A 21,335-nucleotide genomic window follows, 5' to 3' on the forward strand; every position below is an offset into this window, starting at 1 on the left:
CACCACTGGCGAGCCCTGCGCGAGAGCGGCGTGATCCGCCAGCGCCGCGCCGGTCGCAAGCTCTACCTCACGCTGCGCCGCGACGATCTGGAGACCCGCTTCCCCGGCCTGCTCGACATCGTCCTCAACCGGACGGCTCAGGACAGGGGCGAGTGAGCACGCCGCGTTGAGGGGTCCCAGTAGCAATGAAGAAATTTTCAACGAAGTTGCATCTGACCTACGGAAACGCGGAAGCCGCCGACTGGCGTCTCGGTTTGATCACGGTGTCAGATCATGATGCCAGGGACAGTTCGCGGCTCGGGTGCCGGCCGGGGATTACGGCCGTTGCTTCGCATTGTCAGCTCCGGTGCCCAGCTCGGTGATGCTGGTGTCGTGGTCGCGGAGCATGCGCATGACGGTGGCCGGGGAGGGGCGCCGGCCTCTCTTGGCGCCCTGGGTGATGACCAGGCGGGAGGCGATCTCGCGGAGGCTGAGGCCTTGGCCGCGCAGGTGCAGGGCCATGGACAGCATGGCCTCATCGGTGACGGTGGCGCCGCCGATGGCCTTGCCGTTCTTGCGGGCGGACTCGTGACCTTCCAGGGTGCGGTCGCGGATGTATTCGCGTTCCATCCCGGACAGGGCGGCCAGCACGGTGAACACCACGCCAGACGGATCGTGGCTGCCTTGCAGCTCGCCGGTGAGGAACTCCAGGCCGACGTCGCAGGCGCGCAAATGCTCGGCCAGCTCGGCCAGCGCCAGGCCGCGCCCGAGCCGCTTGTGCTCGTGGACGGCCAGGGTGACCGCGACGCCGGAGGCGCGCATCTCCCGGGCCAGGGCGACGGCCCGCTCGAGTTCGGGGCGCCGCGAGGCGCGGGCGTAGCCGATCCCGGCGTGTCCGGACGTCTGGGGACCGGCGGCGGGGCGGGGCAGTTCCGTCCACGCGGTCCCGGGTTTGCGCAGCGCCGGGATCGACACGTTGAGCACCTTGACCAGGGACGGCACGAGCCGGAACCGGGCGGTGTGGTACTGGGCGGCCACCTTGCCCCGGCCGGTGCAGCAGGGCGATCCGGCCGAGGCGGCGCAGGAGGACATCGGGCAGTCGAAGGCTTCCACGCGGGAAAAGTTGTCGTCGCTCACCTCGCGATCGCTTCATGGATACGTTTCAAAGCGTCAGCGGTGTGAAACGACTCATGGAACGGGATCGGGGCGGGAACGCCCTGGACGGCCTGGCACCAGGCGGCTGTTTCATAGGTGGTTGCCGATGAAAAGCAGCTAGCACGCTGCCTGTTTTCACCTGACGCGCCACCGTCGCGTACAAGCGCTCGTCGGCCTGCTTGCGGACGTCGGCCGCCAGGCGCCGCCGGCTCGCCTCCCGGTCTTGCGGTTCGCCGGGGCCGGATGGCAGGGGACCGTTACAGCAGAGTTCCTCCTGAGGCGTCCAGCCAGTGGCCGGTCACCCAGCGGCTGTCGTGGGAGGCCAGGAAGGCCACCGCATCGGCCACGTCCTCGGGGGTGCCCACGCGACCCATGGGAGACAGTGATGACAGCCAGGCCAACGCGTCCCCGACGAGTCTGCCCTGGTGCATGTCGGTGTCGATGACGCCGGGCGCCACGGTGTTGACGGTGATCGCGCGTGGGCCGAGTTGCTTGGCGAGCGTCGAGGTGAGCACGTCGAGCGCGCCCTTGGACATGGCGTAGCTGATGGACTGTGGCATGGCCGAGCCGCGGGTCAGCATGGTGGAGATGTTGATGATCCTGCCGCCGTCGCGTAGGCGGGGCAGCGCGAGCTGGGTGATGAAGAACGGGGCGGTGGCGTTGACCGCGAAGATCCGCTCGAACTGCCGTCGGGTGACGTGCTCGATGCCGGGCTCGTCGTTGAGGATGCCGGCGTTGTTGACCAGGATGTCCAGCCCGTCGGCGCGTGCGTCGAAGGCGGCCCACAAGCGTTCGACGTCGCCGGGCATGCCCAGTTCGGCCTGCAGGGCGAAGGCCTGCCCGCCTGCCGCCTCGATGGCGGCGACGGTTTCCTCGGCGGCCTGGTCGCTGCCGCCGTAGTGGACGGCGACGCGGGCGCCGTCACCGGCCAGGCGTTGGGCGATGGCCCGGCCGATTCCCCTGCTAGCGCCGGTGACGAGGGCGGTCTTGCCATGGAGGGTGTGCATATTGTCTTCCTGCCGTGTGAGATGAAGGAGGCGGAGGTCGCCTGCCGGCGGTGTGCGGACCTGGCCGGGCGCGTCGCGGGCACATGTTTGAGCCCGGCGTACGCCAGGTCGTCATCCGTGAGGGCGGAGAGCATGATCCCAGGACGCGATGGCCGATAGCCGGCACATGGTCGGCCCGACAAGGCCGTGAACAGGTGCGCCAGGCGATGATCTCGACCACGTGAGTGGCACCGCTCGATGCCCGGGGCGATCAAGCTTGAGGCCGGCCCTGCCGGGTGTTCTGAAGGAAGTCCAGGGTGGCCAGTTCGTTCACGGTCGCCTGGAGCTGATCGACGCGGGTGCGGCCGATCCGGACGAGTTCTTCACCCGCGGCGACCCATTGCTGGAGATCGCGGGAAAGGGGCGGGATGCCGGCGAGAATGTCGGCGCTCTCCTTGAGGGTGAGACCCACCCGTTGCGCGGCGAGGGCGAGTTTGATCCGGCAGATCGCATCGACGGTGAAGCGGCGGGCGTTGCCGCTGTTGCGGTGACCGGTGATCACACCGTAGCGCTCGTAGAAGCGGACGGCGTTAGCCGTCACCCCGGCGGCGGCGGCCACCTGCCCGACCGAGAGCGAGGCCGGACTCATCTCGAAGCCGAGGTGGTCGGCGATGGTCATGACACACCTCCCGCCTTCGCAGCTGAATCTCGCCGGTCCAGTATCGCCGAAACCCGCCCTGGGGAGCGCAGCCGCACGACCAGGGCAAGCGACATCACGATGGAGGCTGCCGCCTGGGTCAACCGCAGGGCGTCCACAGCGGCGATCACCTGAGCGGTTCTGTCCGCCGTGCCCGAGTCGGCCATGTCGATGAGCGATGCGCCGCCGGTCATCGTGGCGGTCAGCACCGTGAACAGTGCGCTGACCGACACGGTGCCCATGCCGTTGGCGACCGTGTTCACCAGGGACAACAGCGCGGAGCCGGAGGCCAGGTCAGGACCATGGAGATCTCGGCTGGAACTGGACATCGTCGGCATCATGATCGATCCGGTGCCCGCCCCTTGCAGGAGCCCGAGTACGCCGAGCACCAGGTAGGGAGTGTCCGGCCGGAGGATGACCGCCTGGAGGAGACCGGCGCCGACGGCGAGGCCAAGCCCGGTACCGACGACCAGCCGGGGGCCGAGCCGTTCCAGGAGCCGGGCGGCGACCTGCAGGCTGACGCCCATGCCGACCGCGCCGGGAACCATCAGCGCGGCCGTGACCGACGCGCTGTCGCCGCGCAGCACCTGCACGTAGGCAGGCATCAGCAGGGCCGAGCCGAAGTACGGAGCCGCGTACAGGGCCAGGATCGCGGCGCCTTTGCCGAACGTCGGGTTCCGCAGGAGACCGATCCGCAACAGCGGTTCGGGATGGGTCAGCGCCCGGGCCGAGAACACCGCGACCAGCGCCGCACCGATGGCGGCGGTGGCGATCCGCGCCCAGGCAGGACCGTCTTGGGCGCTGATGCCGTAGGCCACCGCGACGATGCCGGGAACCAGCAGCATCGCTCCGGCCAGGTCGAGCCGGACCCCCCGTCCTCGGGCGGGGTCGGCCGGTAGCCAGGCCAGCGCGCCTGCGGCTCCCAGCAGCGCCAACGGCACGGTGATGAAGAACAGTGCCCGCCACGACCCCGCGCCCAGGAGGGCCGCACCGAGTACGGGGCCCAGGATCGGCCCGATCAGCATCGGCAGGCCGGTGACCGCCATCATCCGGCCGCGCCGTTCGGGCGCGACCGCGCCGAACCCGATCGCCATGCCCAACGGCGCCATCAAACCGCCGCTGAGGCCCTGCGCCGCCCGTGCGGCGATCAGCCAGCCCAGGCCGCCGGCCGCGCCGGCGACGCAGGAGGCGACCGCGAATCCGGCCAGTGCCACCAGGTACACCCGCCGGGCTCCCCAGCGGGCGGCGAGACCGGCGGCGAGCGGCATGGTCGCCACCATCGCCAGCGTGTACGCGGTGATGATCCACTGCACGGCGGTCAGCGACGTACCGAACGCCGCCATCAGCTGCGGCAGTGCCACCGCGACGATCGTGGCGTCCAGCACCGCCATCAAGCCGCCGGATGCCAGCACGATCGCGGCGCGCAGTTCCGGCCGGGTCAACTTGATCACCTTCGACCGGCCGGGTCTGTGAGCCGGAAGGAGCGCAACGCACGCGCCCACGTACGCAATTCGCTCATCATCGCGTGCAGCGCCTGCGCCGTGCCTGGCGGCGGAAGGAAACGGCCGTCGGTGTCCAGGTGCTCCCACGCCATCGGTATCAGCACCGACTCCCGGACCGTGGTCGCCCGAAGCTCAGGGAAGACCATCCGCAACTGCTCCACGGCCCTGATGCCGCCGGAAGCGCCGTATCCGACGAACGCGACCGGCTTGTACGCCCACTCGGTGAAGTGCCAATCGATCGCGTTCTTCACCGGCGCCGGAAAGCTGTGGTTGTACTCCGGCGTGAGGAACACGAATCCGTCGGCGTCCGCGAGCCGGCTCGCGATCGGGGACGCGGCCGCGCCGCCCGGCTGCAACTCGTGCATCGGCAGTGAGACCGTGGCCAGGTCGATCATGTCGAGGTCGAGCCAGTCGATCGCGGTCAGCTCGCGCTCCAGCCACGCAGCGAGAGGGTCGGCCAATCTGGGCTTGCGCACGCTTCCGATCACCACGGCGATCCGGAGCTGCCCCTTGAGATGGTCTTGCGTCATGGCATCGACGCTAGAAGTTCGCCTATAGGCGAACTCAAGTCAATCGGTGGTCGGCAGTCATCGCCGCCTCTCCCTCGCCCGTTGGGGTGCGTGCACAGAGCCACGAAGCCAAGCCGCGATGCCGGACCCTTCTGGGACGCGGTGAGAGCCGAGGTGCCGGGCGGATACGGGGCATGACGAGCATCCGAACGAAAAGTCCCGTCAGCAGAGGAGAGTTGAGTGGCTTACCGTGACTTTTCGTTCAGATGTGTGTCGCCGGGAGATTTGCACAGGTCATAGCCGGAGGTCTGCGGGCACACCCGGTTATGACCGGTGGTCGTCTGAGCTGCCGGCGGCTACGAGTCGGCGTTCCTCATCGGCGTGTCGAGCGTTCTGGTCCCGGACGCGTCCCCAGCCGCCGAGTAGCGGTGAGTGCCACCGGGAGCGCCGGCTACGGACGGCTCCGCGCTGACCTGGAGGGTAACGCCTGGGTTACCGCGAAGAGGGTTGCCGGCGTGATCGCGCCGCGTGGGGTACCTCACGTGTGATGGAGGCATGTCTTTTTCGTCTTCGCATTCGAGTGAGGTTCCGAGTACTGCCGGGCAGCCGCCTGTTGTCCACGCGGTCGATCTGACGCACACATTCGGCCGCCAGCGTTCGCTGGTGACGGCCCTGGACCGGGTTTCTGTAGGGTTCGAGGCGGGCCGGTTCACCTCGATCATGGGGCCGTCGGGGTCCGGGAAGTCGACGCTGCTGCATTGCCTGGCGGGTCTGGAGCGGCCGACGTCGGGGTCGGTGCTGATCGGAGGGACCGATCTGGCGCGGCTGTCGGACGGGCAGCTGACGACGCTGCGGCGGGATCGGCTGGGGTTCGTCTTCCAGGCGTTCAACCTCATTCCGACGTTGACCGCGGAGGAAAACATCACCCTGGGCGAGCGGATCGGCGGCCCTCTGGTGGATCGGCAGTGGATGGCGCATCTGGTCCGGGTGCTGGGCCTGGGCGAACGTCTGGGGCATCGCCCGAGCGAGATGTCCGGCGGCCAGCAGCAGCGGGTGGCGATCGCCCGGGCGCTGGCGCACCGCCCGGCCGTGGTGTTCGCCGACGAACCCACTGGCAACCTGGACTCCCACACCGGCGGTGAGGTCCTGAGCTTCCTGCGGCTCGCGGTCGAACAACTCGGGCAGACGGTGGTGATGGTGACGCACGATCCCGCGGCCGCCGCACACACGCACCGGGTGGTGTTCCTACGCGATGGCAGGATCGTGGACGAGGTCCGCGCCCCCTCGCCCGAGGACGTGTTGCGCCGCCTGGCACCGGGAAGGCCGGCCGCGTGATCACGCTGGCGTGGCGGAGCCTGGCAGGCCGCAAGCCGGCGATCCTGGCGGCGCTGATCTCGGTCGTGGTGGGGGCCTCCCTCGTCACGGCGACTCTCCTGATCGCCGACGCCCAGGACCGGCAGGGCGCGGCCGGTGTGACGAGCTGGCGCTTCACGGCAGTGGACGCGGTGGTGAAGCCACCGGCGAGCGTGAGGCTGAAGAGCGGTCTCACGCTCGACCTGCCCGCGATGCCCCGGCTGACCGAGCACCAGATCGACGCCATTCGTGACGCTCCGGGAGTGACCTCGACCGCCGTGGAAACCCCGTTCCCGGCCTACCTCGTGGCGTCGGACGGCACCGTGGTCGGCAACGCCTTCACCCGTTCGTGGGGGCATCCATGGTCGACCGCGATCGCGGACGGCGCCTCACTGGTCGACGGGAGTGAGCCCACAGCCGCCGACGCTGTGGTGATCGACGAGTCCGTGGCAGTGGCCGGCGACGTCGGCGTGGGCGAGGAGGTCCGGATCCAGCTCGCGACCGGGACCCACGAGTTCATCGTCAGCGGCATCGCGCGGCGCGCGGGCGAGCAGTTCGAGCATGCGCTGTTCTTCGCCGGGGATACGGCCGCCAGGTTCGGCGGTGCGCCCGTGCTGGCGCTGGTGTCTACGACGGACATCGCGGCACTGCGGAACTCCGTCCCCGGCCTGCGGGTGGTGACCGGTGAGGCGCGGGCCGGCAGCCTTCAACTCGACCTGCGTCAGGCCGAGCTCGCGGGTGGCTCCGGCCAGTTTCTGATGGTCATCGCGTTGCTGGCTTTGACGATCGCCGTGTTCGTCATCTCCAGCACTTTGACCGTCGCGATCGGGCAGCGGCGCCGGGAGCTGGCGATGTTGCGTGTCGTCGGTACCCTGCCGCGGCTGATCCGGCGGATGGTCGTCTGGGAGGCGGTCTTCATCGGCGCTCTCGGCGGTGTCATCGGCGCGGGTGCAGGCATCGCCCTGGCTGAGCTGGCGCGGCGGTTCTTCATCGGGCAGGGGATCATGGCCCGGGGCTCGGCGGTGACCGCAGAGCCGGTGGCGCTGCTGACCGGATTGGGCGCGGCGGTTGTCTCGGCGCTCGTGGCGGCGTGGCTTCCGGCTCGTCGCGCCACGCGCATCGCACCGCTCGACGCGCTGCGCGAGTCCGAGATCCCTGCCCGTCAGGCGGGACGTACACGGGCGACGTTCGGTGGAGTGCTGCTGGCGGCGGCCGTAGCCGGCCTGGCCGGAGCGTTCGCCCTGGGCGGTCCGGTGCCGACGCCCGGTGGCGCGATCGCGATGCTGCTCGTGGTGACGGCGTTCCCCTTGCTCATCGGGGCGGCGGTCCTGCTCGGCCCGAACCTGTTGCGCGGTGTGCTGGTCCTGGTCGGGCCGTTCGTGCGCCGATGGTTCGGCGGATTCCTCGCGGGGAGATCGATCCGCTCCGACCTTCGCCGGGCGGCGGGTGTGTCGGTTCCGCTGACGCTGCTGGTCGCGGTCAGCGCCGTGCTGTTGTTCCAGGACAGCGCGAACTATCAGGCACGCTCGCGGTTGTACGCCGAGCAGGTCACCGCGGATGCGGTCGTGGCCGGAGGCGTCCAGCTCGGCGTGCCGTTGAGCGCCGCCGGCGCGGTCGAACAGGTGCCCGGAGTCGAGGCGGCGTCGGCGAGCATCTCCTCACGCCTGATCATCGACGATCCGCCGACTTCCCGTTCGAACGCGACCGTGACCGGTGTCGACCCCGCCGGTTTCCAGCGGGTGCTGTCCTATGAGGTCACCTCCGGGACGTGGGCGGAGTTCGGTGAGCACAGCATCGGTGTGTCGCAACTCGTGGCCGAGGAGAAGGGCTGGCGGATCGGCGACACGGTCGGGTTCCTGTACCCGGACGGAGCACCGGGCACGGCGGTGGTGAGCACGACGTACCGTGACCCGATGGGGGTGAGCGATATGATCGTGCCGCTGTCGACGCTCGCTCCACATCTCCTGGAACCCTTCGCAACCGCCGTGTACGTCGCGTTCGAGCCTGGAGCCGACCAGGACGCGACACTGGCGGCGATCAACGACGAGCTGGCCGCGGTCGCGCCCGGCGCACATGCGGCGGACCGGGACGGGCATCTGGCACAGGTAGCCGCGCAGGCCGGCGAGGACGAGTGGATCATTGTCATGGTGGTGGCGATCCTGGGCGGCTATGCGGGTGTTTCCGCCATCAACGTGCTGATCGGCTCCACCATGTCTCGTCGGCGCGAGTTCGCTCTGCTGAGGCTCGCGGGAGTACGAGGTTCGCAGATCGCGGGTTCTCTCCTGGTCGAGTGCCTGCTGGTCGCCACCACCGCGGTCATCGCCGGCTCGGCCATCGCCGCGGTGACCATGGTCGGATACGGTTACCTGCTCACCGATACGATCTGGCTGCCGTTCACCGGTGCGACCTTCCTCGTGATCGTCGCGTGCGCCTACCTGGCCGCCGCGATCGGCACACTCGCCCCCGCCCGTACCGCCATGAAGGCGGACGCGTTGGAGGCGGTGCGTTGAGATGACGCTTCGGGAAGCCTCAGGTGAGCACGCGAGAATGAGAGCCGTGGCAGGTTCAACCGGGACCGCCGGGACCGCCGATGCGTCGGATCGGCCGCCGGTCGACAGTCCAGGTGTCGCGCTACGCCTGCACCCGGCACGGTTGCTGGTGACGTCCTGGCCATGGAGGTCCCTGGCCTACATCGCCGCCACGCCCGTGGTCGCGTCCTTGTGGCTGGTGACGTGCTGGCCGCTGCTCATTTTCGCGGGGCTGCCGCTTGGTCACGTGGAACGATGGCGTCTTCGGTGGATCGACCGCCGCGCCACGCCGAATCCGCACGTGCCCAGTACGGCACAGGGACTCACGAGCAGGGCACGCCTGCGGGCCGGCGAGCGATCGACCTGGACAGAGCTGCTGTACGGCGCCCTGCTGCTGCCGTTGTCACTGCTGAACGTCGCACTCGCATCGGTCGCCCTGCTCATGCCGGTCATGATGGTCGCCGCGAGCGCCGCCCTGTTCGTGCTCCTCGTACTGGGCGTTGATCCAGGCTCGGTGACCACGGTGACCGATCTGCAGACCTCGGCCGTCAATGACGACCCGGTGGCGCAGGTCGGATTCGCGTCGCTGGGCGTCATCCTGTTCGCCGCCGGCATGTACGTCGTGACCCTGGCCGCGGAAGGCCAGCGCTACCTGTGCAGAATGCTCGTCAGCGAACCTTCGGCGCAACTGCGAGCACGGCTTGACGACGTGACGCGTTCACGCGCTCGCATCACTTCGGCCTTCGACGAGGAGCGGCGACGTATCGAACGCGACCTGCACGACGGGGCGCAGCAACGCCTCACCTCCCTGGTCATGACTTTGGGAACCATGAAGTACCAGCTACATCGCGGCATCGACATCAGCCCTCTGGTCGATCAGGCGAGCGCCGATGCTCAGCAGGCCGTCGACGAGCTGCGTGACATCGTCCACGGCATCTACCCGTCGGCACTGCGCGAGCACGACCTCGCCGAAGCGCTCGACGACCTCGTGTCACGTGCCGAGCGGGCCGGCCTCGCCGCCGACATTGACCTCACTATCCCGCCGGACCTGCCTGCGGACATCGAGGTGGGACTGTACTTCGCTGTCAGCGAGCTGGTCACCAACGTCACCAAGCACAGCCGAGCCACCACATTGACGCTCCACGCGGTCACGACGCGCCAGGAGACCCTGCTCATCACCGTCGAGGACAACGGACACGGCGGCGCCTCACCCGCAAGTGGAACCGGGCTTGTCGGCGTCATCGACCGCATCGAGACCCTGGGAGGCCGCGTCGCGTTCTCCAGCCCCGTAGGCGGGCCCACCCGAGTGAGCGTGGAGGTTCCATGCGCATCGTCATAGCCGAGGACTCCGTCCTGCTCCGCGAAGGACTCGCCCGCCTCCTCGACGCCGCCGGCCACGAAGTCGTCGCCGCCGTCGGCGACCCCAACGCGCTCCTGGACGCCGTGCGCATCCACGAGCCAGACCTGTCCATCGTCGACGTCCGGATGCCCCCGACCCACACCGACGAGGGCATCCGAGCCGCCCACCGCCTGCGCGAGGAGAACCCCGCCACCCGTATCCTCGTCCTGTCGCAGATCGTGTCCGGCCGCGCCGCCGCCGACCTCCTCACCACCGGTGAAGGCGGGATCGGCTACCTGCTCAAGGATCGCGTCGGCAACGTCGAAGAGTTCCTCACCACCATCGACACCATCGCCGCCGGCGGCGAGATCATCGACCCCCACGTCGTCCGCAAGCTGCTCCGCCACCGCCCACGCATCGACGAACTCACCCCACGCGAAACCGACGTGCTCGCCCTCATGGCCGAAGGCAAGACCAACACCGCCATCGCCGAAGCGCTCGTCATCAGCGACGCCGCCGTCGCCAAACACATCAACCGCATCTTCGCCAAGCTCGCCCTGGGCACCGACGACTCCGTTCACAAACGCGTCCAAGCCGTCCTCACCTATCTCCGGCACTGATGCGAGCCCTTCGCCTGGACGCATAGCCCTCTGCTGAGCACCGCCTCCTGCGGCTACCGGCCCGAACGCCTGCCTGGACGGTGGTTCCCATCAGACACAGGTAGCCGGTTGCGGGGTGGGCGGGCGGCGGCAGGGCAGAGAGCCTGAGCAGCGCCGCGCCTATGATGGCGGCGAAACGGGCAGAGCGGACGAAGTGTTTGATCATGCCTGACGGTAGGAGCCGATCGCGGCTGCTTCCGGACACCATCTGTCACCGGACCGTGTGAGTTTCCCACAGCGAAGCCCCCGCTCGCCCGGGATCGGGTCCAGCCGAGATACGGGTAAAACGGCCATGAGTCGATCTTGACGCCCGTTGCCGCAGGCATCATGCATGCATGCATGCAGTCAGCGGTCAACTGTGATCAATTTGAGGGCGTCTTCCTTGTCCATGTGGGACGGCAAGCTGTTCTCGGTTCGGGAACGCGCCCAGCACCACCCAAAACTCACTTCCGATGACCGGTAGAGGTTGGCCGCCACCCGTCACCCCCAGGCGATTCGGCTCAGGAAACAGCCCTTTCCTGAAGAGAACTGGCGCCGTATGGGTCCGCCACACTCATGAGAAGGAAAGCACGCGCCTGTTATATGGACACCCCCCGCCGCCGGAACGGTGAGGGTGCCTTGAAAGGCGCCCTCACCATCGCGGATCAGCCGACGGCGTACGCGCGAGTGATCGTCTGGGTCACGCCGTCTGCGGCCGAGTCGGTGACCGTCGCGCGGAGGGAGACGAAACCGGCCGTACGGGGGTTGGCCAGCAGGGCGGTCCAGCCGGAGCCGGTGGGGGTGACCGGGACGCGACGCCAGGTGGCGCCGTCGTCGGCGGACATCTCCAGCCGGATCGATTTGACCTCCGTCTCCGCCGAGCCGGGGTTGCGCTCGACCCACACGGGCATGCGGGTGACGCTGCCCGGCCTGGCACGGTTGAAGTCGTCCAGGCCCTCAGGGCTGTAACGGACGGCCTTTATGGGCAGTGGCTGTTGCTGGGCGGCGGTCGCGGACGTGAACGTCCAGACCGAGGTCACCTCCGTGGAGAGCGTGGCCGCCCGGCGCATCGACGCGGTCAGCGTGTAGTCACTGGACCCGGCGGGCAGGTCGGTGCGCAGTTCGCAGTTCTGCGGCTCGCTGACGTCGCAGTAGGCGAGGTCGGCGGTGTCCAGCACCTTGCCGTCCTCGGCGAGGGTGACGGTGCCGGTGGCGGCGGTGTCCGAGCCGGTCCTGCCCGGTCGCCCGTCGGCGAACATCCCCGTCGCGGCGAAGGTCAGGCTGTCGCCGGTACGGTGGCCGGCGGGCAGCTGGAACGACGGCCCGGTGACGGCGGCGTTCCAGACTTCGCTGGTGTGACCTCGCTTCATGACCTTGCCGCCGTCCCAGGTCAGCGCCGTGCCGGTCTCGAAGGAGCCGGCGAAGACCAGACCAGGGGTCCGATAGTGGACGAGCGTGCCGGGCAGCGCGATGCCGCCGACCGACGATACCGGGAACGCTTGCGGCAGCTCGCTGACGTGCATCCCGACCTGGAAGGTTCCTGTGGCAGCCGCTCCGGGGCCTCGGTAGGTCGTGGTGACCTTGGCCAGGTCCTTCTGCCTGGCATGGTAGGTGGGATCGTCTGGGATGCCGCCGCTGCGCCGGTCGACCAGGGTGTAGACGTACGGGCTGGGCGAGACGTCCTTGTTGAGCCACGTGGTCGCCAGGGTGTAGGTCAGACCTGGTGACGCGGCGGGGATGACGAAGACCTGGGAGTTGACGTCAGGGCCGAAGTTCCGGATCCAGAGGCTCCACGCGCCGTGGTCCAGGCCCAGGGTGAGAACACGCTGGAGTTGGGCGCTCGGATCGTCGAGGGTGATTTTCACCGGCTTGCCCTGACGCGTGTCCACGGTGAACCGCTGCTGGCTGCCGTCAACCTCCAGGGGAGAGTCGGCGATCGTCAGCACCGGCTTCCCGTCGATCTTCTCGCTGATGCGGGTGTAGAGGTTCCAGTTGCCTTTGGGCAGTCGTACCGTAGCGGTTCCTTCCTGGAAGGACAGCGCGTGGAGGGCGCCGGTTTCGGGATCGTAGACCTCGCCTTCCCAGGGGTTGATCAGCTGGCCCTGCCTGCCGACGGCGGTGATGGTGACGTCGTAGGACTCCGGCTCCACGTATGCGCCGGCCAGCGTGCGGATCACCGTCTCGCCCGACTTGGCGGTGACCGTTCCCGGGTACTCGTCCGGGGCCTTCCCGCCCGCATCGATGGTGAGCGTGACCGACGCTTCGCCCTTGGCCGGGACAGTGACCTGGTCGGTCGGCAGTTTCAGCACCTCACTGTCCGCCGACAGGCCGAGGGTGACCGGTGCGTCGCCCGCGTTGGCGTAGGTGATCGTCCTGGTCGCCGTCCGGCCGCCGGTGCCGTTCCAGGGGAAGGCCGCCCATACGTTGGCCTGCTCGGGCACGACCTGCTGCCGCAGCGCGCGTACCAGGTCGATCGTCCCGGCACCCTGCTGATAGAGCGTCGCGTCCTGAACCGGGGCGGCGCTGCCGGTCAGCGCGGACTTGATCTGCGCGCCGGTCCAGTCCGGGTGGCGCTGGGCCAGGATCGCCGCCGCTCCCGCCACGTGCGGGGTGGCCATCGAGGTGCCGCTCATCACGCGGTAGCCGCCCCCGACGGCGGCGGCCGTGATGTCCATCCCGGGCGCGGTCACGTCGGGTTTGATCGCGTGGTCGCCCACACGCGGCCCCTGGCTGGAGAAGCGGGCCATGCGGCCCTGCTTGTCCACCGCGCCCACGGTGAGTGCCGCCTCGGCGCTCCCGGGACTGAGCACACTGGTCTCGATGCCGTCGTTTCCCGCCGCCGCAACGAACAGGGCGCCGGTCTGCTCCGACAACGTGTTGACCGCCTGCTCCAGCGGATCCAGTCCGGGATCGTCCGGACCGCCGAAGCTCATGTTGATGATCTTGGCCTTCGCCTCGACGGCGGCCCACTCCATACCGGCAAGGGCCTGAGAATCGGTCAGGCTTCCAGCTCCGCCCACCTTCGCGATGGCCAGGCTCGCCTCCGGGGCCACGCCCCGGTACTTCTCGCCCCTGCCGGCCACGATCGAGGCGACGTGGGTGCCGTGGCCAAGATTGTCGCGCATATCCGGCTCGTCGCTGAACTTCGCCTCCTGGACCACCGCGTCCTTCAGGTCCGGATGGTCGGGGTCGTAGCCGGAGTCGAGGACCGCGACCGTGACGCCCTTGCCCGTGAAGCCCTGCTGCCACGCCTGCGGCGCGCCGATCTGCTTGACGCTCTCGTCCAGCGCGAAGCTCCTGCGGCCGTCCAGCCACACCTTGGTACGGCCCGCCACCAGAGTGCGGGCTCCGGTGAGAGTTCGCCAGGTCTGCGCGGCGTTCGTCTTGGGCACCCGCGTCGCGCTCATCCCGAGAGCGGACAGCCGCCGCACCTGCGAGGAACCCGGTGACGTGGTGATGCCCTGTTCGATGACGGGGATGTCGGGGGTGTCGGCATCGCCGTACCGCCAGGCCAGGAGTTGGGTGATGTCGAACAACCGCCGGTCCAGCACGCCCTGGGCGAGCAACGGCGCGGCGTCCGACGGGATCACATACAGGTGGCCCTTGAGCACCTGGCTGGAGAAGTCGACCTGTCTGCCGGGCCCTGGCTCCACGCGATGCCCCTGCCCGGTGACCACCACCCGGTCACCGGTGATCAGGGTCACGCCGTTCGCCTGGTGTGACGGAGCCTGTGATGCGGGTGCCGGTGTGGGCGTGACGCCGATCGTCCCCGCCAGCAGGGCGGCGAGGAGTGACTTGCCTAAAGTCATGAACTACCTCATGTACGAAGGGAGACGATCTCTATCGGTCCTGAAAGCCCTGATCGACGGGCCTGGACCTTACCGGGGAAGCTCGTCCGTCCAACCTGTGGTCAGCTTGATGAACAACCCGCGGTTCGTCCCCGTCAGCCCTCCCGTAGCAGTGGGGAGCCAACTGGTGCGGATCACCTGGGACGTCTCCGGATCGACGACCAGCCTGCTCTCGTGCTTCCCGCCCTGAACCAGCAGCTCCTCGCCGCCTTCGACCGCGCCCAGCCGCCGCACGCCCGGCAGCTCGGCGAGCGCGCGGAACGCCGCCGATCGCACGCCCGCGGGCGCGGGGAGCTCCGCGATCAGCGAGGCCAGCGGCAGGAGGGCGATGTCATGCTCCCCGACGGGACCGCCCTTCTGCATCAGGCTGACCTTCTGCCGCAACGCCTCGGGATCGGTCGGCAACGCCTCCAGATCCTTCATGGAAACCTCGGTGCCGCTGTCGGCGGGTCCGAGCCAGAACGTGCCCGAGGGCTCCTTCACCACGCCGGGCCCGTTGCCTGGCTCCCCTCTGCTCCACCGCTGCCCGTCGCGCGTGGTCCAGCTCTCCCCCCAGAAGTGCCGGCCGTCTTCGCTCTCCCGTTTGATGTGCCAGTAGGTCCCAGAAGGGGTTCCAGTAGCAACGGAGCAGAATCCAACGAACCTATCTCTGACCTGGCATATTCAAATTTAAGGGACTCCTGACGATCTTTACTACTACGGTTCGTACTGGTTTCGGTGCGGTCGTGGAGGTTGTGGGCGTTGGCGGTTCAGTTCTTCTCCGATGAGCAGATGGAGCGGCTGCGGTTGTATCCGGACATCGGCAGGGAGGAGTTGATCAGATTTTTCACGTTGACGCGGAAGGATCTGGGGTTCATCGACAACTTGAGCCGGAGCGGAGGCCGGAGTTCGGCGGCACGCTTAGGGTTGGCGGTGCAGCTGTGCACGTTGCCGTGGCTGGGGTTCGTGCCAGATGACATCTGGTCGGCGCCGCAGGCGGCGGTGCAGCGACTGGCCAACCAGCTGGCGATTTTTCCTGGAGCGCTGGCACAGTACGGGCGACGCGCGCAGACCCGTAGCGATCACTTGAAGCTGGTGCTGAAGTACCTGGACTGGAAACCAGTTCCGACCGGGGGCGAGACGCTGAAGGAGCTGGAGCAGTTCCTGCTTGACCGGGCAATGGAGCATGACACGCCATCGCTGCTGTTCCACCAGGCGGCCGAGCACCTGATCAGCTCGAAGGTGGTCCGGCCCGGTGTGGTCGTGCTGATGAAGATGGTCGGGGCGGCGCGCAACGCTGCGGGGGCGTTGACATCGGAGAAGGTCGATCATCTGTTGACCGGGCCTATGCAGGCTGAATTGGATCGGCTGCTGGTGTTCGACGAGGAGCTGGGAATGACCCGGCTGGCGTGGTTGACGACGCCGGCGGTGGAGGCGACAGCCACGGCCGTGAAGGGTGCGATCGACAAGCTGCGGTATCTGCGCGGGATGGACGCCCACCGTCTGGATCTGTCGATGCTGCCGACCGAGCGGCGCCGGTTCCTGGCGACGTTGGGGCGGCGGTCCACAGTGCAGGGGCTTCAGCGGCGCGGAGAGCGCCGCTATCCGATCCTGCTGGCGCTGGTCGCTCAGTCGGCGGTCGATCAGCTGGATGAGGTCGTGGCACTGTTCGACCAAGCGGTGTCAGCGCGCGAGTCCCACGCCAAGGCCAAGACCGACGCCGCCCTGGCGGAGCGGGCGAAGAAGGGCGAGGCCCGCCAGCTCCTGATGGACGTGATCCTTCCAGTGCTGGTTGACCCGGGCGTGGCGGACGAGCAGGTGGGCGGGCTGCTGCGCGAGCGGATCGGGATGGACAAGCTCCGTGAGGTGGCCTCGGTGAACTGGAGGCCGCTGCCCAGGGATCACGGCCGTCTGGCGGCGTTGGAGGCGTCCCATACCTACCTGCGGAAATTCACGCCGCAGGTGCTGGAGGCGATCGACTTCCAGGGTGGGCCGGGTGCTGCGGACCTGATGGAGGCCGTGGAAATCCTGAAGGAGCTGAACCGGGTCGGCGGCCGGAAGGTCCCGGCCGGGGCGCCGACGTCGTTTGTTGCGGCCCGGTACGCCGACTACCTGGCCAAAGCCCGCAAAACCGGTGACGACACCGCGTTCCGGCACTACTGGGAGATCTGCGCCATCCTCGCGTTACGCGACGGCCTGCGGTCGGGGGACGTGTTCGTGCCCGGGTCGCGCCGCTACGCCGACCCCGGCACCTACCTGTTCACCCCGGAACAGTGGGAGGGCCGACGGGCGGAGTTCTGCCACCTGGTCCGCAAACCGGCCGACTCGGCCGAGGCGATCGAGCAGGTCAAGGACGAGCTGCACCAGGCGCTGGAGGATCTGGAGGACACCCTTGCGAGCAGCGCGCCAGGCGACGTCGGCGCGGTCCGGCTGGACGAGGCCGGGCGGCTGGTCATTCCGCCGCTGCCGGCCGAGGACGTCCCCGCCGAGGCGCGGGCTCTGCGCGATGAGCTGTCGAACATGCTGCCGTTCGTGCCGATCGCCTCACTGCTGATCGAGTTGGACGCCCGTACCAACTTCCTGGCGTGCTTCACCCATGCCGGCGGGCGCAAGTCGACCCAGTCGGTGGAGCTCAGCGCAACATCCTGGCCGTGCTGATCGCCGGGGCCACCAACCTCGGGCTGACTCGCATGTCGGAGGCGTGCGGGGTGTCCTACGACACCCTGGCCTGGACGCAGGAGTGGTACGTGCGGGAAGAGACCCTCCGGGAGGCCAACACGGTCCTGGTCAACCACCACTACGGGCTGAAACTGGCCAAGAAGTTCGGCGGCGGCACCATGTCGTCCTCCGACGGGCAGCGATTCCCCGTCCGCGGCAAATCGCTGACCGCCCGGGACATGACCATCCACGGCGGCCGGGTCCTGTCGACCTACACCCACGTGTCCGACCAGTGGTCGACGTACGGCACGAAGCAGATCGTGCCGACCGCCCGCGAAGGCCATTTCACTCTGGACGAACTGCTGGGAAACGAGACCGATCTGCCGATCCGCGAGCACGCGACCGATACCCATGGCGCGACCCTGGTCAACTTCGGGTTGTTCGACCTGGTCGGCAAGGCCCTCACGCCACGCATCCGCGACCTGGGGAAGATCACCATGCTGCGGGTCGACACGCCCGGCGCCACGAAGGCCCGCTACCCGCACGCGGGGCCGCTGCTGGCCGACCGATGGAATGAGGACCTGATCATCGAGTGCTATCCGGACCTGCTGCGCATGGCCGGATCGCTTAAATTCGGCGAGGCGACCGCCTCCCTGATCGTCGGAAAATGGTCGGCGGCCTCCCGGCAGAACACCCTGGCAGCAGCGTTGAAGGAGTGGGGCCGGATGCGCCGCACCATCCACGCCGCCCGCTACCTATCCGACCCGGTCTACCGCCGCAAAATCTCCCGGCAACTCAACAAAGGGGAGAGCCTGCACGCCCTGCGCCGCGACCTGCACTACGCCCAGCAGGGCACCATCGTCCGGCCACACTTCCAAGACCAGACCGAGCAGGCCTGGTGCCTCACCCTCCTCACCAACGCCGTGATCACGTGGACCACCGAGTACTACGGCAAGGCGATCGGCGAGCTCCGCGCCCAAGGCCGCGACGTCCCCGATGAACTGCTGTCGTTCATCGCCCCCGGCCACCGCGAGAACATCAACTTCTTCGGATTCATCACCGTGGACATCGAAGCCGAGCTCTCCAAGCTCATCGAGGGGTGGCGCCCCCTGCGCCCGACCAGGGTCCACGACGCAGGTCTGCCCTTCCTGCTCAACCCCTGACCCCCGATGCCGAAGGGCAGGCAGCTCTTTCAGGCAGCTCCGGACCGGAACCGACGCTGTCGTGGAGCCGCTGTACTGATCAACTGCCGAGGAGGTCCTGGATCGCCTGCAGAACGGCGTCGGGACGGCGGAAGATGACGGTGAGGTGTCCGGCGTCGTCGACAATGCGGTTCTCGCCGTGCGTAACCGATTTGGCCAGCGCGGTGTAGAGCCGCGTTTTCGCTTCGGCCTCCTCCTGGAGGAGCGATGCGGGTATGCCCTGGGTGACCGCTTCTTTGAAGGGGTCGATCGCCGTGGCGGTGAGCACGATCAGCGGGACGTCGGGCATCGGTCCCGCGTTGCGTACCTCGTCATGGAGCTGGTAGCGGTTGGCCGCCTCCTGGCCGCCGATCTTCAACCATTCCGGGCTGACGTGACGTTCGATCAGCGGCTCGCGGATCCCTTCCGGCCAGTCGGCCATCTCCCGGGCGAACAGGGTGCGATAGAACTGGATAATTTCGTCGGGCAGCTCGTCAGGCACCGCCTCGTCGGGATCCCATGCCTGATACAGCTCGTTCAATTCCTTGGGCATGTACGTGTCATAGTCCTCGTGTTCGGGCTCCAACAGGACCAGGCCCGCTACCTCGTCAGGAAAGCGCTGCGCATAGTGGCGCGTGTAGAGACCGCCGAGGGAATGACCGACCAGCAGGTAGGGAGCAGGCACGCCGGCGACCCGCAGCAGCTCGCGCAGTTCGTCGGTGACCTGGGTGGAGGTGCGGGGCAGCTCGGCGCGGTCACTCCACCCCGTTCCGGCCCGGTCGTAGAGCACGCTCGTGGTGAGTTCGGCGGCCCGCTGCTGAACGATGAAGCCGTCCATGCCGGATGAGCCGGCTCCTGGCAGGAACACCACCGCCGGGCTCCCGCTCCCGGATTGGTGGAGAAACAGTCTCTGGTCCCTGACCTGGTAGTGCCGTCCTACTGGCGGCGTTGCCTCGGCCGTCTGACGTTGCATCGCTGACTCCCTTCACTGTCGGCGCCGGCTTGGCGCAGACGCGAGTGCGCCTTTCGGTCGCCACCCATCGCCACGCTACGGCACCTGCATTCCCAATTTCAGGAACGGTACCAGATGTGGGATCGTAGGGCTGTGGACACCCTTGATCTGCTCCTGCACCCGGTCCGGCTCCGCATCGTGCACGCCATGTCCGGCGGTCGCACCCGCACCACGTCCGACCTGTGCGCCAGCCTGCCCGACGCCCCCAAGACCACGGTGTACCGGCACGTCGGCCTGCTGGTCGAGGCCGGAGTGCTGGAAATCGTCCACGAGCAGCGCGTGCACGGCGCCGTCGAACGCCACTACCGACTGCGCCGCGAGCACGCGGGGATCGACGCTGACATGGCCGCGTCGATGTCCCTGGAGGAGCACCGTCACGGGTTCGCCGCAGCCATGGCCGCCCTGCACGCCGAGTTCAACGCCTACCTCGACAGGGACGGAGCCGACCCGACTGCCGACGCCGTAGGTTACCGGCAGGGCACCGTCTGGCTCACTCGGCGTGAGCGAGCCGAGATGATCGGCGAACTGCGCGACGTTCTAGCCTCCCGGGCGGGCAACGAACCCGCGCCCGACCGCAGCCCCCACCTCCTGAGCGTGATCCTGTTCCCGACGGAGGAAGCATCGCAGCGCAGGGGCGGCCAGCAGGCCGACGGCCACCCCTGAGTTTCCTGCACTTCCTCTCATAAACGAGCGATTCCGAGAAAAGATCACCAATACGCCTTAGGGAGCGGCCGACAGCCTCGAATCCTTCTCATAACTCGTTCTCACTCAAGTCGGCCCGGAACTCCTACAGCTCCGGCCAGCCGCCACTCAGTTGATCAGTAAGTACGGTGGCGGGGTGCCAGGACCTCGGTGACCTTGGCGATGGCTTCGGCTCCGGGTTTGACGTAGCGCATGGCGGTGCGGGGGTTCTTGTGCCGGGTCTTGCCCATGATGAGTTGCAGCGGGATCTCGGCCTCGCCGAGGTGGGTGGCGGCGCTGTGGCGTAGCTGGTGCAGGTCGAGTCCGGCGTGCTTGTCGAGCAGGACGCGGGCGCGGTCGTAGCCGAGGCGGGCGCGGCCGGTGTGCGGGCAGGTGTCGGCGGCGGGCGGACGGCGGGCGGGGACGGGGCGGCGGTCGGACAGGAACAGCGGGCCATGGGTGCGCATGCTGCCATCCGGGAGGCGAAGGAGCCGGGGCAGGAGGTGGGCGGTTCCGCTGTCCCAGTACACCCACTCGGTGGCACCGCCCTTGGAACGGACGGGGGCGCGGCGGTGCTCCAGGTCGAGGTCTTCGACGTTCAGCGCGAGAATTTCGGCGGCCCGGGCGGCGGTCTCGTACAGCATGCGCCACAGCGTCTTTTCGCGCAGCGGGATGTCGCGGCGCGACAGCAGCCGGTGGATGGTGGTCTTGGCCACGGCGCGGGTCTCGTCGGCGATCTCTCGGCGGCGTTCGGCCTCGGCCGGGACCGAGGGGGCGGCCCAGTGCTTCTTGGTCTGGCACCAGGTGAGCCAGGAGGTGATGGCGGCGTGGTTGCGGTTCCAGGTCGCCGGCGCGCATCGGCCCCACAGCTCGGTGAGCGCGGCGCCGATCTCGGCGTCGGTGACGTCGGCGAGCGGACGGTCGCGGCCGAGCAGGGCGATGACGCGGTCGATGGCCGAGGCGTAGGCGCGGTGCGTGTTGGGGTTGGCCGTGCGCGGCGTAGCGAGGAAAGCGTCGGCGGCCGCGGCGAGGCTGACGCCTCCGCCGCGCAGGGCGGTGATCTTCGGCACGGCGCTCATGCCGGCCGCCGCGCGGTGATCGTCGCGTCGGCCTGGGTGATGTACCGGATAACGTGCCGGAGTCGCGCACCGCTCCGGCGGGGAGTTCTCCTGGTCGCCGCGCCGCCTTGATCGCTCATGTGACCGGTGCCGTCACATATTCGCCCTACTCGTATTCCTCCGCCGTGAGGTCAACGCGGGCTGCGGACCCGAGAGGCTCGAAGGGCGGCGT

The 21,335-nt window shown here is 68.5% G+C and carries 16 protein-coding genes; 7 read left to right on the forward strand and 9 right to left on the reverse strand.

What is annotated here, in order from left to right:
* Nucleotides 1-315 precede the first annotated feature (315 nt).
* The 5 genes from AB0H75_RS49775 to AB0H75_RS49795 form a co-directional block, all read right to left on the reverse strand.
* Entirely contained in the window at nt 316-1,092 is a 777-nt protein-coding gene (locus AB0H75_RS49775; protein WP_367809044.1) for a recombinase family protein, read from the reverse strand.
* Between the two features lie 299 nt (nt 1,093-1,391).
* A complete protein-coding gene (locus tag AB0H75_RS49780) occupies nt 1,392-2,141 on the reverse strand; it encodes an SDR family oxidoreductase (RefSeq protein WP_367809046.1) in 750 nt (249 codons plus the stop codon).
* A gap of 250 nt (nt 2,142-2,391) precedes the next feature.
* The gene (locus tag AB0H75_RS49785; protein ID WP_367809048.1) at nt 2,392-2,799 is read right to left on the reverse strand and encodes a MerR family transcriptional regulator; all 408 of its coding nucleotides are present in this window, start codon (nt 2,797-2,799) and stop codon (nt 2,392-2,394) included.
* A complete protein-coding gene (locus tag AB0H75_RS49790) occupies nt 2,796-4,268 on the reverse strand; it encodes a DHA2 family efflux MFS transporter permease subunit (RefSeq protein ID WP_367809050.1) in 1,473 nt (490 codons plus the stop codon). Before AB0H75_RS49790 ends, AB0H75_RS49785 begins: the two co-directional genes overlap by 4 nt.
* Complete coding sequence (locus AB0H75_RS49795; RefSeq protein ID WP_367809052.1) at nt 4,265-4,849, reverse strand: NADPH-dependent FMN reductase; 585 nt, start codon at nt 4,847-4,849, stop codon at nt 4,265-4,267. Before AB0H75_RS49795 ends, AB0H75_RS49790 begins: the two co-directional genes overlap by 4 nt.
* A 534-nt stretch (nt 4,850-5,383) precedes the next feature.
* Between AB0H75_RS49795 and AB0H75_RS49800 the strand changes: the two genes are divergently transcribed.
* The 4 genes from AB0H75_RS49800 to AB0H75_RS49815 are packed head-to-tail and all read left to right on the forward strand — an operon-like array spanning nt 5,384 to nt 10,668.
* Nucleotides 5,384-6,163 (forward strand): ABC transporter ATP-binding protein, encoded by a 780-nt coding sequence (locus AB0H75_RS49800; protein WP_367809054.1) that lies wholly within the window; start codon nt 5,384-5,386, stop codon nt 6,161-6,163.
* Entirely contained in the window at nt 6,160-8,691 is a 2,532-nt protein-coding gene (locus AB0H75_RS49805; protein WP_367809056.1) for an FtsX-like permease family protein, read from the forward strand. Before AB0H75_RS49800 ends, AB0H75_RS49805 begins: the two co-directional genes overlap by 4 nt.
* A 46-nt stretch (nt 8,692-8,737) precedes the next feature.
* A complete protein-coding gene (locus AB0H75_RS49810) occupies nt 8,738-10,048 on the forward strand; it encodes a sensor domain-containing protein (RefSeq protein WP_367809058.1) in 1,311 nt (436 codons plus the stop codon).
* Nucleotides 10,033-10,668: a response regulator transcription factor gene (locus AB0H75_RS49815; RefSeq protein WP_367809060.1), complete on the forward strand. Its 636-nt coding sequence runs from the start codon at nt 10,033-10,035 to the stop codon at nt 10,666-10,668. The genes AB0H75_RS49810 and AB0H75_RS49815 overlap by 16 nt, the downstream gene beginning before the upstream one ends.
* Nucleotides 10,669-11,351: 683 nt before the next feature.
* On the opposite strand, the gene AB0H75_RS49820 is transcribed toward AB0H75_RS49815, so the two are convergent.
* Together AB0H75_RS49820 and AB0H75_RS49825 are read right to left on the reverse strand one after the other, a co-directional pair.
* Nucleotides 11,352-14,495: a S8 family serine peptidase gene (locus AB0H75_RS49820; protein WP_367809062.1), complete on the reverse strand. Its 3,144-nt coding sequence runs from the start codon at nt 14,493-14,495 to the stop codon at nt 11,352-11,354.
* 69 nt (nt 14,496-14,564) lie between these two features.
* Nucleotides 14,565-15,020 (reverse strand): hypothetical protein, encoded by a 456-nt coding sequence (locus AB0H75_RS49825; protein ID WP_367809064.1) that lies wholly within the window; start codon nt 15,018-15,020, stop codon nt 14,565-14,567.
* A gap of 255 nt (nt 15,021-15,275) precedes the next feature.
* Between AB0H75_RS49825 and AB0H75_RS49830 the strand changes: the two genes are divergently transcribed.
* Both AB0H75_RS49830 and AB0H75_RS49835 read left to right on the forward strand, forming a co-directional pair.
* Complete coding sequence (locus tag AB0H75_RS49830) at nt 15,276-17,171, forward strand: DUF4158 domain-containing protein (RefSeq protein ID WP_367809066.1); 1,896 nt, start codon at nt 15,276-15,278, stop codon at nt 17,169-17,171.
* A complete protein-coding gene (locus AB0H75_RS49835) occupies nt 17,165-18,334 on the forward strand; it encodes a transposase (RefSeq protein ID WP_367809068.1) in 1,170 nt (389 codons plus the stop codon). The genes AB0H75_RS49830 and AB0H75_RS49835 overlap by 7 nt, the downstream gene beginning before the upstream one ends.
* Nucleotides 18,335-18,413: 79 nt before the next feature.
* Here AB0H75_RS49835 and AB0H75_RS49840 read toward each other — a convergent pair whose 3' ends face one another.
* Nucleotides 18,414-19,325, reverse strand: coding sequence for an alpha/beta fold hydrolase (locus AB0H75_RS49840; protein WP_367809070.1), 912 nt, complete (start codon nt 19,323-19,325; stop codon nt 18,414-18,416).
* A 132-nt stretch (nt 19,326-19,457) separates the two neighbouring features.
* Here AB0H75_RS49840 and AB0H75_RS49845 point away from each other — a divergent pair, with 132 nt between their 5' ends.
* Nucleotides 19,458-20,027: a helix-turn-helix domain-containing protein gene (locus AB0H75_RS49845; RefSeq protein ID WP_367809072.1), complete on the forward strand. Its 570-nt coding sequence runs from the start codon at nt 19,458-19,460 to the stop codon at nt 20,025-20,027.
* A gap of 155 nt (nt 20,028-20,182) precedes the next feature.
* Here AB0H75_RS49845 and AB0H75_RS49850 read toward each other — a convergent pair whose 3' ends face one another.
* A complete protein-coding gene (locus AB0H75_RS49850) occupies nt 20,183-21,124 on the reverse strand; it encodes a tyrosine-type recombinase/integrase (RefSeq protein ID WP_367809074.1) in 942 nt (313 codons plus the stop codon).
* Nucleotides 21,125-21,335: the final 211 nt, after the last annotated feature.

The organism is Nonomuraea sp. NPDC050783, assembly GCF_040802095.1.
GTDB lineage: Bacteria > Actinomycetota > Actinomycetes > Streptosporangiales > Streptosporangiaceae > Nonomuraea.